The 14,225-nt window shown below is 63.6% G+C and carries 11 protein-coding genes; 1 reads left to right on the top strand and 10 read right to left on the bottom strand.

Annotated features, from left to right (window positions below):
- Positions 1-2: 2 nt before the first annotated feature.
- Both ACTF4R_RS18215 and ACTF4R_RS18220 read right to left on the bottom strand, forming a co-directional pair.
- Positions 3-1,199, bottom strand: a complete 1,197-nt coding sequence (locus ACTF4R_RS18215; RefSeq protein WP_440009438.1) for an ABC transporter ATP-binding protein — start codon at positions 1,197-1,199, stop codon at positions 3-5.
- An 88-nt stretch (positions 1,200-1,287) separates the two neighbouring features.
- Positions 1,288-2,388, bottom strand: a complete 1,101-nt coding sequence (locus ACTF4R_RS18220) for a family 10 glycosylhydrolase (RefSeq protein WP_440009441.1) — start codon at positions 2,386-2,388, stop codon at positions 1,288-1,290.
- A gap of 189 nt (positions 2,389-2,577) precedes the next feature.
- On the opposite strand from ACTF4R_RS18220, the gene ACTF4R_RS18225 reads away from it, so the two are divergent.
- Positions 2,578-2,919, top strand: a complete 342-nt coding sequence (locus ACTF4R_RS18225) for an ArsR/SmtB family transcription factor (RefSeq protein WP_440009442.1) — start codon at positions 2,578-2,580, stop codon at positions 2,917-2,919.
- A gap of 22 nt (positions 2,920-2,941) precedes the next feature.
- Here the strand turns inward: ACTF4R_RS18225 and ACTF4R_RS18230 are convergent, their stop codons facing one another.
- The 8 genes from ACTF4R_RS18230 to ACTF4R_RS18265 all read right to left on the bottom strand — a co-directional run bounded on the left by ACTF4R_RS18230 (position 2,942) and on the right by ACTF4R_RS18265 (position 14,107).
- Entirely contained in the window at positions 2,942-4,858 is a 1,917-nt protein-coding gene (locus tag ACTF4R_RS18230) for a hypothetical protein (protein WP_440009445.1), read from the bottom strand.
- A 227-nt stretch (positions 4,859-5,085) separates the two neighbouring features.
- Positions 5,086-5,292: a hypothetical protein gene (locus ACTF4R_RS18235; RefSeq protein WP_440009446.1), complete on the bottom strand. Its 207-nt coding sequence runs from the start codon at positions 5,290-5,292 to the stop codon at positions 5,086-5,088.
- Complete coding sequence (locus ACTF4R_RS18240) at positions 5,289-5,915, bottom strand: YesL family protein (RefSeq protein ID WP_440009448.1); 627 nt, start codon at positions 5,913-5,915, stop codon at positions 5,289-5,291. Before ACTF4R_RS18240 ends, ACTF4R_RS18235 begins: the two co-directional genes overlap by 4 nt.
- A gap of 44 nt (positions 5,916-5,959) precedes the next feature.
- Entirely contained in the window at positions 5,960-6,832 is an 873-nt protein-coding gene (locus ACTF4R_RS18245) for a carbohydrate ABC transporter permease (protein ID WP_440009449.1), read from the bottom strand.
- A gap of 1 nt (position 6,833) precedes the next feature.
- The gene (locus tag ACTF4R_RS18250; RefSeq protein ID WP_440009450.1) at positions 6,834-7,820 is read right to left on the bottom strand and encodes a carbohydrate ABC transporter permease; all 987 of its coding nucleotides are present in this window, start codon (positions 7,818-7,820) and stop codon (positions 6,834-6,836) included.
- 6 nt (positions 7,821-7,826) lie between these two features.
- Complete coding sequence (locus tag ACTF4R_RS18255; RefSeq protein ID WP_440009452.1) at positions 7,827-9,104, bottom strand: extracellular solute-binding protein; 1,278 nt, start codon at positions 9,102-9,104, stop codon at positions 7,827-7,829.
- 348 nt (positions 9,105-9,452) lie between these two features.
- Positions 9,453-11,972 (bottom strand): COG1470 family protein, encoded by a 2,520-nt coding sequence (locus ACTF4R_RS18260; RefSeq protein ID WP_440009455.1) that lies wholly within the window; start codon positions 11,970-11,972, stop codon positions 9,453-9,455.
- A gap of 2 nt (positions 11,973-11,974) precedes the next feature.
- Positions 11,975-14,107 (bottom strand): beta-galactosidase, encoded by a 2,133-nt coding sequence (locus ACTF4R_RS18265; protein WP_440009457.1) that lies wholly within the window; start codon positions 14,105-14,107, stop codon positions 11,975-11,977.
- Positions 14,108-14,225 lie beyond the last annotated feature (118 nt).

The raw sequence follows: 14,225 nt of genomic DNA on the forward strand, positions 1-14,225 counted from the left end.
CGTCAGTCGCCGGAGACGGGACGCTCGCCCTCCTCGGAACGGTCGCCGGCGTCGGTTCTAGCGTGGGGCATTCCCTTGGACTTTAGCGTCTCACCGTCGCTGGCGAACAGATGAACGTCGTGGTCGTCGAACGTGTACGTGACTTCGCTGCCAGCGTCGGGTTCGATGTCGGACTCGACCCGAGCCGTCCACGTATCCCGGCCGACGTTCAGGTAAAGATAGTTGTCGCTTCCCATCGGTTCCACGACGTCGACTTCCGCCCGATAGTCGCTGCCTTCGGCGTCGGCCGAGGACACGTCGATGTCCTCCGGGCGAACGCCGACCGTGAGAACGTCGCCAGCGCCTACGTCGAGTCGTTCCGCGATTTCAGCGGGGAGGGTGTACGTGAACTGCGTCGCATCCGGAGTCGAGACGAACACGAACGAACCGTCTCTCTCGCGGACCTCGCCCTCGATGAAGTTCATGCTCGGCGAGCCGATGAACCCTGCGACGAACAGGTTAGCGGGGTGGTCGTACACCTCGTCCGGAGCCCCGATCTGCTGGAGTTCGCCGTCGTTGAGGATGGCCACCCTGTCCGACATCGTCATCGCCTCCGTCTGGTCGTGCGTCACGTAGATGGTCGTGACGTCTATCTGCTGGTGGAGCCGCTGTATCTCGGTCCGCATCTGCGTACGGAGTTTGGCGTCGAGGTTCGACAGCGGTTCGTCCATCAGGAACACGGCGGGGTCGCGGACGACTGCGCGACCGAGTGCGACGCGCTGTTTCTGGCCACCGGAAAGCTGAGCCGGTTTCTTCCCGAGGAGGTCGCCGATGTCCATGATGTCCGCGGCTTCGTCGACCCGACGGTCGCGCTCGTCCGCAGAGAGGTCGGTCGTCATCTTGAGACCGAAGCTCATGTTCTCCCGTGCGGTCATGTGTGGATAGAGTGCGAAGTCCTGGAACACCATCGCCATGTCTCGGTTCTGTGGCTTCTCCTCGGTAACGTCTCGACCGTCGAGGGCGATCTCGCCCTCGGTCGGCGTCTCCAGCCCCGAGATACATCTGAGCGTCGTCGACTTCCCGCAGCCGGACGGGCCGAGCAACACCAGGAACTCGCCCTGTCGTACGTTCAAGTCGAGGTCGTTCACCGCGACTATCGTATTGCCTCCCTCGCCGGATGCGAACGTCTTGGTAACGCCGTTTACATCGAGTCCAGTCACGGTCGTGGCTCCGTGAGAGAGTGTTGACGCCTCCCACGGTAATAGATTGCTGTAGAGTAGGAGAGAACTCAATGACGTTTGACGGGCATCAAACTGAGTTCCCGACGGTGGCCTCCTCGTCCTCGAACAGGTCGTCCATCTCCCCGAACGAACGCTCGACCTCGGTCCACTGTTCGTCGGTGATGCGCCCGACGTTGGCACCGGTCGAGAAGACGTCCACCCCCTCGGCACGACCGTGCAGCGCCATCTGTATCGCCGTGAACAGCTCGTCGCTGGGAACGCGCGTGCTGGGTTCGTCCGCCTTCGCGGCGCGGATGGAGGGGACGACCGGCAGGTCGCAGGTTCGTCTGAACCACCGCGTCACGTCGCGTATCCAGAGCGGGTGGAGGTTCATGTCGACGTGGGCGGTCCGGGGCGAGACGAAATCAGCATACCGGGCCAATTCTCGGACGTCGACGCCGAGAACCTCGCGACTCTCCTCGAGCGTCCCGTCGACGTCCGCGAACGCTTCGAGCTGGAGATTGACGCCCACGCTGGGGTCGTCGGCGAACGGCGCGGTGAGGTCGGCGACGAACGACGTGAGGGTCGAACTCCGTTCGTCCGTCCAGGACCCGTCGTCGCGGCTGTCGTGTCGTTGAATGCATTGCTCACAGAAGCAGGACCGATGCTCGGCGTCGCCGGACCGGACGGGCTGGAACTCGAGGTGCGCGAACCGTACTCCGTCGATGTCGTACTCCGCGACCTCCTCCGCGAGCCCGACGAGATGGTCCCGGACGATGTCGTGGCTGGGACACACCCAGTGCATCCACTCGAAGGAGACGTTCGGATACTGGAGTTCCGTCCCGTCGCGAGCCACCTGTACTGCCTCGGGGTGTTGCTGGAGGAGATATCCGTCGCACAACGCGAAGAAGACGGGAACGATACGGAGACCGTGATCGTCGGCGGCGGCCACGAGTTCTGCGAGGAGGTCGCGCTCGGGGACCTGATTCGGCGCGAGGTCGGAGTCGTAGAACACGTAGCCGTCGCTTTCCTTGGCGATGACGAACACGGTGTTTACTCCCCGCTCGGAGAGTCGCTCGAGGACGGCATCCGCGTCCATCGTCGCCCACGGATAGAGGGTAACGCCCTTTATCGAGGTCTTCTGCCACCACGCGTCGGCGGGGACGTGCTCCGAGCCGTCAGCAGTCATTAGCACCGCCTACGCTCCCTCCAAGAATAAAATCAATGAGTGGATGGATCTGTCCCGGATTTATTCGTCTTCTTACCACTATATTTGATTTCTATCAAACTCCACCCGACACTCATATGTAGTACCTGCACTGTTGTTTTCGTCATAGCCAGTGGAAAGAGACCGCCACGCCCCCACTCGAATCAATCCATGAGCGACCAGCGCTTTTCACGTCGTGTTCCAAGCTCGAACAGGCCGGTACAACCATCCAAGACGCTCTCGGTCGACGGTGACGAGGTTCTCGAGGTCGCGGAGGCGCTCGGCTCCTCTCCCCGCTGGAAGATAGTACAAGCGCTGACCGAGCACACGCGCACCATCAACGAACTCGCGGATACGGTCGATCTCACGAAGGGGACCGTCTCTGTACACGTAAAGCAACTGGAGGAAGCCGGCATCCTCGCTTCGCGGTACAACGTCAGCGATAGCGGCGGCGTCGAGAAAGAAATCGGACTCGCGGTCGACGAAATATCCCTCGACCTCGAAACGCCGTAGGGCGACTCCCGCGAGCCGACCGTCAGGAGGAGACGAGCGACCGGACCGAGAGAAGCGTGTACCCGAGCGGTTCGACCCCGACCGTCACTGACGAGACGCCATCGCGATACACCTCGTTCGTGACGCCCGACGAACGACCGTCCGCGTCGAATCGACGAACGGTCACCCGAACTCGTCCGTCGACGTCGACGGGGACGGAACGGGAACGGGCCTCGTCGACGACGTTCCGCACGACGCCCCAGCGCTCGTGGTCGCCGTCGCCGGCGACGCGGAACTCGACTACCGGCTGGAAGACGACCGCGTCCACGTCGACGGACGTCCCGGACGGCCCGTCGTACCGGAGCGTAACTGCGTCCCCGTGGTCGAAATCGAACGCCTCCGCAGACTCCATCCAGAAGTACTCGCTCCCCGCGTCCCCGACGGTGAGTTGTGCAGCGGCGTCGCCGACCTCGACGGACAGGACGCCGTCCGGGTCGAACTCGTCGCGCTCGAGGACGACGTACGGCCGGTACGCTCCGACATCTGGACCGCCGTCGAGCGTGACCGCACCGCCCGGCCGCAGTTCGACGTACCGTCCGCCGCTGACGAGCGCCTCGCCGGTCCATCCGCCGCTCTCGACCGACGCGTCGGCGTTCACGGTTCCGCTCTCGGCTTCGACCGTGGTGAACGGGTCGGCTGCGGTCGTTCCGTCGAGGTCGAGGAGCGAGGCGGACTGGGAGTGCATCGCCGCGTCCAGCATGGTCAGGACGGCACACACCGTCGACTCCGCTCCCGCGTTCCAGTTGACGTCGGCGGCGGCCCTGATGCCGTCGAATCCCCGGCCGGTCGTCGAATCGTACATCTCCGCGCCCGCGACGTTGTTACCGGTGTACCAGGTGGCGAACAGCCCGGCGAGACGACGGTAGTGGCGGTCGTCGGTCGCTCTGGCGAGTTCGACACAGCCCTGCACGAGCGCGTTCGCACCGTAGGAGATCTGATTGTAGAGCACCGGTGCGGGGTAGAACCCCTTGATTTGAGTGTACGACGCCAGCAGATGGGTGAACAGGGCGGTGACCTCGTCGCGCGCGGACTCGACGAACGTCGACTCTCCGAGCACCCTCCCGGCGCGAGCGAGCGCCGCCGACTGGCGAGCGCCCCAGGCGTGCCAGAGGCCGACCGAACCGGTCCAGGGGAGGTGTGCGTCGAAAGGATACTCGTCGCTATCGCCGAACTGGTACGCTGCGACGCCCTCCGAGAACCGTCTGAGCTGTCGACGTGCGCGACGCCCGCCCCCGCCAGCCTCCACGAACGTCGCGAGGCCGAGGACGGCCGGTGCGGTCGCGTCGGTGCCACTCGCGGGGAGCCACTTCGGTACCCGCCGGCCGTGGAGCGTTTCGTACTCGCCGTACTCTTCGAGGGGGCCGGCGGCCCACGCGTCCATGAGCGCCTCGACGTCTGCCGCGAGTTCCCCGGCGTACTCCGGGTCTTCGTCGACGAACACGCGGTAGCCGACGCCGAGAGCCCAGCAGGCACGGCACGCCCACCAGCCGACCGACGGTGCACTCGTTTGTGAGCCGTTCACCCTGATGCCTTCGACCACGTCGGGGTCCTCGCTCCCGAACACTTCCTCCGTGAGCGCGGGTTTCGTGATGAAGTTGAGGAACTTCCCGGATTCGAGCTGCATGTAACGGACGAATTCGAGGGCCTGTCGTGCCCGCACGCGACTGTGGTCGTCCCCGAACTGCTGGTAGTGACGGAGGTACGCGACCGCGATGCGCGCCACGTCGTCGACACATGCGACACCTTCGTCGGACGCGTACACCATCTCGTAGGTGGCGTCGGCGGGCGGTTGCGACTCGTACTCGCCGGTCGGTTCCGCGTATATCCACCAGAAGTGGAGCGTCTCGCCATCGGGCGTCTGCACCGTGTCGTGAAGTCGCTCCAGGTGGTCGAGCGTCACGAGCCCCGGGCGTGGACCGCGGTCGGCAGACGCCCGACGACGACGGTCTCCGCCTCGCACCGAATCCGCACTTGCGATACCCCCTGTCGCCGTCACGCCCATCGTTCCTAGCAACGTCCGTCGTGTGATCTGTGGTAACTCGTCTCGTGTCACGATAGGAGACGACGAACCGTCGTAGAAAAAGGTTACTTGCGAGTTTGGCTGGATTGAAACACCGTTCGAATCGGTCAAATTTTCGGGCCGCCGCTCTGATAGACGTAGTATCCGACGAGCGTTGCGAGGCCGAACTCGACCGCAGCGGCGAGCGGCCACGCCTCGCGCCAGAGCGCGGGAGCAGCGTCGAACCCGCCGGCGATGCCGACGAGAGAGACGGCGATGGCGACGCTGGCGAAGAGGCCCGCGAGCTTCGTCGCCGGTCGGAGCGGCCGGGTCATAAGGTTTCTCCCGCGACGCGATATCGGGTCGCGAGCGCGAGTATCGCGCCCAGGAATCCAGGACCGACGAGTACCCACCCGGCGACGGTCGCGACCAGGACGGTGGTGACGGTCCCGGCGAACAGGACGACTGCGAGCGTCGTCGTCGGGTCGGCGACCGCCAGTTCGGCACTCCGTCGAAACGCCACTCGGGCTCGGACGTCGCTCTCGACGAGAATGGGGATGGCGTACACTGCGAGAAAACAGTAAACGATCAGGGCGTCGACGGCGAGAAACGCCGCGACACCGGCGAGAGCGTTCCCGGTGGTGACCGCGACGTACCCCGGCCACACTATCCCGTTGACGAGGAGATAGGCCGGGATAGCGAGGGCCTGACTTCGCCAGAAGTAGCGGCGGAAGGCGCTCGCGAGGTCGGTAGCAGCGACGGGGTCGTGGTCGACGACCGCGGTTCCCAGCCAGACAGCCGTCGCTGTGGCCGGTGCAGCGAGAACGACGGTGGCCGCACAGAGCGTCCATCCCAGGCTCACGACGACCAGCCAGTGGACCGAGCGGTAGACGGCCCCGCTGGCTTCGCGGGCGAGGTCGAAGAAGTTCAGACGGCCAGTCGCGGTGTCGAGCGCCATTGTGAGTGATTACAGAGAGGGGTGAGTTGAAGATGTGGGAACCGCTACGCGCCGACCTCCTGCATCGCGACGCCCTCGAGGAAATATCTCCGGAGCAACAGGAACAGCAGGATGGTGGGAACCGCGAGCAGCGAAGCTCCTGCCATCAGCGCACCGAAGCTGTTGCTGTGAAGACCGGACTTCGCGAAGAGGGTGATGGACACCGGAAGGGTGTACAGCGTCTGCTTCTTGACGACGATGAGGTCCCAGAGCATCTGGTTCCAGCGGTTCATGAACGTGAAGATGGCGACCGTCACGATGGCAGGCATCGAGTTGGGTAACACGATGCGAAAGACCACGTCGAGTTCGTTGCAGCCGTCCATCTTCGCGGCGTCGATGAGGTTGTCCGGAACCTGCCTGAAGAACTGAGTGAGGAGGAAGATCCCGAACGAACTCACGGCGAACGGGACGATCATCCCCTGGTACGTGTTGGTCCATCCGAGCCACACCACGACGATGAACCGGGGGATGAGCAGCAGGATACCCGGAATCATCATGGTGGCGAGGATGAAGTTGTACGCGAACTCCCGCCCGAACCAATCGAGCTTTGCCAGCGCGTACGCCATGATACACGACGTAACGACCACGCTGAACACCGTGCTCGCGGTCACGACGACACTGTTGAACAGCTGGCGGACGATCGGCACGTTGTCGAGCAGATACCGATAGTGTACGAGCGTGAAATCGGACGGAATCGGGTTGAGACTGTATATCTGGGACGTCGGCTTGAACGACATCGAGATCATGAGGAGGAACGGGAACAGCGGTGCGATGACGCCAACAGTGAGCGCCCCGTAGACGAGCGCTTTCCGGAGCAGTCCCTGTTCCGTCTCCGTCTCGTCGGCTTCGAGGATGTCCGTCTCTTGTTCGAAGCTCATGTCACATCGTCACCTCCTTCTCGATGTAGTTGCGCTCGACGTAGCTGACGACGAAGATGATGCAGGCGAGCACCACGCCGATCGTGGCGGCGTACCCGAACTCGATGTACGAGAACGCGTGCTGGTAGATCATCAGCACGAACGTGGTCGTCGCGTTGTTCGGTCCACCCGAAGTCATGATGAACGGTTCGGTGAACACCTGAAACGCGGTGATGGTGGAGAGGATGACCACGACGAGGATGCTGGGGTTTAGAAGTGGGAAGGTGATGTAGCGAAACTGCTCCCACTCGCCCGCACCGTCGAGCGCGGCGGCTTCGTAGATGTTGTCCGGCAGCGACTGGAGGTTCGCGAGGAAGATAATCGCGTAGTACCCGACGAACTTCCAGGAGACCATCATCGCGATGGCGGGCATCGCCCACAGTTCACTCCCGAGGAAGTTTATCTTCCCACCGAACATGCCGAGTAGCTGATTGATATACCCGTTCGGCGCGTATATCCACCGGAACACGACGGCGACGACGACGCCGCTCGTCACGTACGGGACGAAGTAGCCGACCATGTACAGCGTTCGGCCTCGCACGATGCGGTCGAGCAGCAACGCGACTGCGAGCGCGAGGACGATCTGCGTCGGGACGTTCACCACGAAGAAGTACACCGTGTTCCCGAACGCCTTCCAGAACAGCGGGTCGTTCAGCAAGGTGACGTAGTTCTGGAGGCCGACGAACGGCTTTTCGGGACTGATGATCGACCACTCGTGGAAGCTGAGATAGACCGCGAACAGGAACGGGAAGATGAGGAACGCGGACGCCCACACCAGCCACGGTAGCATCATCGCCCATCCGACGAGGTTGTCGTCGTGGTTACCCAGTCGCTCGGTAGCGGTCCCGACGAGCGGCAGACCCGCTATCCGGGCCGTCGTGCCGCGGGCTCCGTCCGCGCTCACGGTCGTCGACTCGTCGCGGATTCGGTCGGATGATCCACTGGCCATTAGCGATCAGTTCAGGACGCCTTTCAAGGCTTGTTCGGCATCGTTGAGCGCTTTCTTTGGCTGCTTGTTCCCCCGGCACACCGGTACGAACGCCTGCTCGCTGAACGTGTTCATGTACTTGGTGTAGTTCGGGGTGTACGCCGGCGGGTGCGAGGTCTCTAGCACCTTCGCGTACTTTTCGACCCCGGGATTCTTCTCGAAGAACCCGCTGGCGACGTCGACCAGGTCCTTCCGGAGCGGAAGCTGGAGGCTCCGTTCGAGGAACTTCGTGTCCCACTTTTTCTGCTGCTCGAACGAGACGAACTTCCAGGCGCCTTGCTTGTTGTTGGCAGATTTGAAGATGGACGTGTTCTTCGGGTCGGCGTACGTGTGACCGTTCAGCGACATCCCGTCGGGAACTGGAGGCTTGCGGTGGGACATCGAGATGTTCTCGTTCGTCTCCTTGAAGAACGGAATCACCCACGGGCCGCCGGTGTTGATAGCAGCTTTGTCCTTCGCGAACAGCTGTTTCTTCGTAGACTGGGATGGGGCGAGGTCGTTGTCGTACAGGTCCTGGAAGAACGACAGCACCTTCGCTGCGGCGTCGTTGTTGAAGGCGGGCTTGAGCTTCCCGTCACTCGTCGCCTCGATCATGTCGCCACCCTTCGTCGCCGAGAGGTAAAGCGGGAGGAAGTCGAACCAGCGTTCGTACCAGGTCGGCTTCGGGGCACGGTCCCAGAGGTACTCGACCGATTTCTGGTTCGTTATCTTCTTCCCGGCTTCGATGAGTCCAGACAGGGTTTGAGGATAGTCGTCTGCCTCGTACCCGCTCTCCTCGAAGACGGTGTCGTTGTACTGGAAGAGGACCGGGTTCGCCTTCCACGGCGCCTGATACATGCCGCCGTTGTCGGGCGACTCGTACCGGCTCAGTATCTTCTGGCCCGAGCGCTCTTTCATGAACTTCTTCGCGCCGTCTAGCTCGTAGAGGTTCGCGACTGCGCCGTTCTTCTCGAGCTTCGCCGCGAACCCGGGGAACACGTTCGCGAACACGCCCGGTGCGGTTCCGGACGAGAGCGCCGACAGCACGACCTGTTCCGAGCTCTCACCCTCGGGAACGGGTCGGATTTTCAGGCCCGTCGAGTTGCTCTCTCGGAACGCTTTCGCCGCGTTCTGGTGGAACGTGAGTTCTTGCTTGTTCGTCGACGACCAGAACTTCACCTTCCCCGAGCCGTCGGAGCCGCCCGCGCCGCCATCGTTGCTCTTGCCGCCACCGAAACTTCCGGTGCATCCGGCGATACTGGCCATCAAGGCCGTGCTCGTCGCTGCACCGGAGAGAACCGTCCGCCGTGTCTGACCGTCACCATCAGTCGTGGGCATCGTGAGTCTCGTTACCAGAGACGATTGTTAAACGCAGCCCTAGAGTTTGAATATCATCAAAGTTCTTGGAGACTATTACGTGAGACTGCCGATCTATCGGTGGCTAATCATAAAATGCCATAAAAATGTCAGTTGTGCCAGTTCGTCGGTCCGTTCGACCCGTTCGGCGACCCGTTTCGGGGCCTCACGATGTCTCGCGGCCTCGACCCCCTGGCCGTTCGGCGGTAGCAACGTCGGATAGATTGCGCCGCACGAACCGCCATCGCGGTACGGGACCTACCGTTGCTCCACGTGAAGGGCCCGGTTCTCGTGAGCTATGGTGACGTTGTACCTGCCGGGTTCGTCGGGCGAGACCGCGAAGCTCACGTCCCGTGAGCCGTAGGAATCGAGTTCCAGCGACCGGGTGAGCGTCGACGGCCCGACGGAGAGTGCGACCTCGTACGCCCCCGATTGCGGGGACGTGTTTACGACTGTCATCGAGACGGTGGCCGTTTCGTCGACCGAGATGGACGTTGGCTCTACGGCGAAGTCCTCGACGATGATAGCGCGCGTGGGAACCGTCCGTGTCACCAGATACGATTCGTCGACGGCCAACTCGAAACGGTAGCAATCGTCGTCCTCGTCGTAACAGAGGGGAACGTCCTCGTCGGACGCGCCTGCCGGTCGGACGACGTAGTCGATGAGGGCGTCCATCTCCCCGAAGAGGCGGGCTTCGTACGTGCCGCGCTCTCCGAGCGGTTCGACGCGCCAGGTGTGAGCAGTGCAGGACTCGACCGCGGTGGGGCCCCCCACGTAGAGCGTCGCGTCGTCCCCCAGTGGCTGGTACTGTATCGTCGCCATCTCCGGGTAAGCGCCCGCGCCGTAGAGATCCTGTCCGACTTCCCCCAGCTCGTCGAACATCGGAGCGATAGCTCCGAACGGTTCTATCGGGAGATACCACTCCCGGTCGACCCGCCGTCCGGACTGTGGCGAGGGGTCGTCGTGTATCAGCGAGGGGTCCGGCTGGAACGCGGGGAGCGAGTCCGCGAGCGAACTTCCCTTGTGGCGCAGCAACTCGGCGGCCATTTCGCGGGCCGCCGACGTCAGCGCGTCGCCGCCTTCGCGAAGGTACCGTTCCAGATGGTGGAGGACCGACCACTCCTCCAGGGCGTTCGCGAAGAAGTTCCCCTCGTAGCCGTCCGGCGGCATCGCCTCGTTCAGCAGGAACACGCGCCGTCCCTCGTACTCACCGTAATCGGGGTCGAAGAAGTAAGCGTGGCGCAGGACGTTCGCGAGACCGATGTAAGACGCCCCCACGTAACGGTCGTCTCCAGTCCGCTCGGCCAGTCGGAGCATCGCGAGTGGGGTGAGCGGCGTCGTCGTGAACTCGTAGGGAAGTTCGAACCCGTACTGTAACAGGCGGTCGCCAGCCGCCGCCGCTTCCTCGAGATACCGGTCGTCACCGGTCAGGTCGTGGTACTGTAGCATCAGGTAGGCGTAAGCGCCGGTACAGTCGTACTGGTAACCGTCCCACTGGCCGTCCGACGGTTCGTGCCCCTGGAGATTGTCGACGTCGACCCACATCGGGAACTCGTAGTCGAGTTCCCGACCGACGTCGACCATCACGTCCGCGGTGTCGACGACCATCTCCGCGATCCGGTCGTCGTCGAACGCGAGCGCGTACTCGGCAGCCTGGACGACCGGCCAGAGGAGGTACCAGGCGTCGACGTGCGTGAGCGTGAGCGGTGCCGGGGAGTTTCCGATCATCCCCGTGTTGCCGGCGTCGTCCTCGTACTCGGGGTCGTAGTAGGTCTCGACGAGTGAGGCGACGTCCGCGGTGAGGTCACGACTGCGCTCGTCGTCGAACTGCTCGGCGTAGGCCCGATAGGGCGTCACGATACTCATGACGGTGACCAGTTCGACACCACCGGGGTGGAACGTTCCGTCGTACTCGTACCGGTTCGCCGGGTCACGGACGGCGTCCAACGTCTTTCCGCTGACCTCGCGCCAATCTACGTCTACCGGATCGGGCTCGTCGAGTTGATCGTAGAGAGCCGCCACGTCGTCGACGAACCGTTCGCAGTAACGCTGGGGGTCGTCGACGGCAACTGCCTCCGGAGTCAGCGAAAGATTCGCGGCGAGAACGGTGATGGGGTCGGTACCCGGTTCGTCGACCGGTGTCGGCGGTTCGTACCCGATCCGGCCGGGAGGCGAGGAAACCGTCGCCCGCATGTTCGTCCCCGTTCGCCGGAAGTACTCGTCGAGCGCCGGCCAGTCGGCCAGATACAGGAGCGTCGAGTCCAGAACGGCGTCCTCGCCAGCGTAGACGAACTGATTGTAGTCGCTCGTTCCGGCCGCCGGATTGCTGGCGGGCGTTCCGTCGAGATACGTGACGAACGCATCGTCGACGCGCGTACCCGTCTCGTCGCGGATGACGAGTTCTGGCCCCCATTCGCCGACGTTTGCCGCCGTCAAGTCGCCGGTGACGGAGAGTTCGTAGGAGAGGACCCCAGGGTCGGTGGCCGGTAATCGGACCTCGAACTCGAATCCGCCGTGGTCCAGTTGACCGGTCACCGTCAGCGTCACGTCGCCGCTGGCATCGGGGTCCACGTTCACTTCGTCTACGCGGTCGGCTTTGAGCAGGTTCCCCTCGGGACCACCGGGCTGGATGGCGAGGCAGCCGTTCGGGTCGGCGTCGCGACGAGAGACACGAACGGCATCGAGGTCGACACCGGCGGTGACCGTGTACGGACCGGTCCGTACGGTCGCTCGTCGCCCGTTCGCCTCGATGACCGCGACGGTGTCGTTTCTCGGCACCGTCACCGACCTCCCTCGAACCGGAGTACCCCACCGCTCCGTTCGTCCACGGTGACCCGAAGCGGGTCGTCCGAGAGCACCTGTACGTCTCCGATAGTCTTCCCCTCGGTGCTGGGGAGATCCTCGAACCGAACATCGACCGTCTCCTTCTCCAGAGCGGGGTTGACGAGGTACAGTAACCATCCGTCGTCGTGCCGGTGGAGACGCGTCTGTACGTTCGGCTCGGAGGTGCGAACGCGAGGAACGACATCGCCGCGAACGGCCAGATTGGTCAACAGCGTACGAATCGATTTTCCTTCGTCCGTCTGACCGTAGGCGCTGCCGACGAGGGTGCCGAGTGCGACAGCGGTTCCGTCGCCGTACTCGTTCGAGGTCGCGCCGACGCCACCGTCGCTCCAGTATCCGATCGGCGTCGCGCTCTCGGGGTCGAACACGTCGCGCCGGGCAGCGCTCGGAACGGTCACGTTGTGCTCGTCGACCGACGCATCGCGGTCGGTCGAGAGGGAGAGCGACTCGTCGCCGTCGTGTCGCGTCGTCCGTAGCCGCGTACCGAACACCTCCTCGAGACCGCGACCGGGCGGTCTGCGGAACGCGCGTCCGTTGTGATCGTACACGGCTGGCGCACCACCGGTGACGAGCATGCCGCCACCGCTGACGTACGATTCGACGTGGTCGACGGTGTCGTGGGAAAGCAGCAACGGGAACGGGAGGAAGACCACGCCGTAGTCGTCGAACTGATGTGGTTTCGCGAAGTCGACCCGGTAGTCCGTGTTCCACAACGCCCGGTAGGTTCCGCGTACCGCGCTCGCGAACTGGTCCGTGTCCTTCTCGGCCACGTAGTTGAACAGCGGGCCTTCCGGAAGGACGCCGATGGCGACGTCTCCGCGAACTGGCGTCGCCGCTTCGAGGACGGGGTGTCGGTCGACCAGGTTCGCGAACTCCGCAGCGACGTCCGTTCGCTCGGTCGTCGATCCGTCGCGACGGACGAGGCCGAATCCCGGGCTCTCGTGGCCGAGCAACTCGGGGCGGTACTGCCAGTACATGACGCCGCTCGCCCCACCGGCCAACGCGTTCCAGTTCCAGAGCCCGACCGATTCCCGGTCGGGTGACGGTCCCCGCGTGAGTCCCATCGGATCGACGCTGTTCCCGCTCCGGACGTGTCCGCCCTGCAGTTCCGTCTGCCAGAACGACCGCCCCTGTGCCGCTCCGCGCGCGACGTCGAGCATCAGATGGTGGTCGACGGTCTGTCGTCGGGCGTCCGTCGTGATATCCGGGTGGTCCGGCCCCCAGTGTGGGAAGGTCGTCGTTCCCCACTCGTCGACGGTCGTCGCGGAGCGCCAATCGTCGTTGAACCGGTGCGGGAGGTCGCCGAGATTGCCGGAGATGCCGTGTGCTCGGACGATAGCCGTATCGTCGGCGTCGTCGAGCGCGTCGGCGCGCCACTGCATGTGGCGCTGGTGTGAGTCGAGTCGAAATCGGAGCCAGTCCAGAAATCGGGGATACCCGCCGTGGAACGCCGGCGGTTCGACCTGTTGCCAGTCCGTGTGTCTGGTCTCCCACCCGTCGTTGAGACCGTCGAGGTCGCCGTACCGGTCGCGAAGCCACTGTCGGAACTCGTCCGTACACGCATCGCAGTAACAGAACCGCTTGTCCGGAAAGTGGAGGTTGGGTTCGAAGAACGCCTCGTCCCACGTCGTGTACGACGCGACGGCGTCCTCGTCTGAGAAGTGCCCGGCGAGCGCCCTCGTGTATCGTTCGGCCTCCTCGCGGACCCCGGGGTGGTTCAGACACAGTCCGGGCCATCCTCCACCGGGAGTGTTCGGTCGCGCTCGAAGGTCGACTTTCAGTCCGTTCTGGTCCTCGTAGCGCGCCGCGGGATACCGCTCTGCGAGCCAGTGCGGTGCGTTCTCCAGGATGAGCGAAACTGCGACCCGGAGACCGTTCTCCCGGGCGATTTCGACGAGTTCGTCCAGTTCCGAGAAGTCGAACTCGTCTTCGGCGGGATGCGTGTGGTTCCACATCGCCCACAGTTTCACCGTGTTGAAGCCCAAATCCGCCATCTGCTCGAGGTCGTCAGCCCAGACGTCCGACGGCGGATTTGGCGGCCGATAGTACTGCGCTCCGTACGCGAACATTGATGATTTCTTCAGACGCAATCACAATGAACCGTTTTCTTGAGTTTGGAAGTATCCAAAGAAACCGCATCGGTCTCGAACTAACCATGAATCATATTCGCGCGCACGGGTAACTACT

Source organism: Halomicrococcus pelagicus (assembly GCF_051917725.1).
Classification (GTDB): Archaea; Halobacteriota; Halobacteria; order Halobacteriales; family Haladaptataceae; genus Halomicrococcus.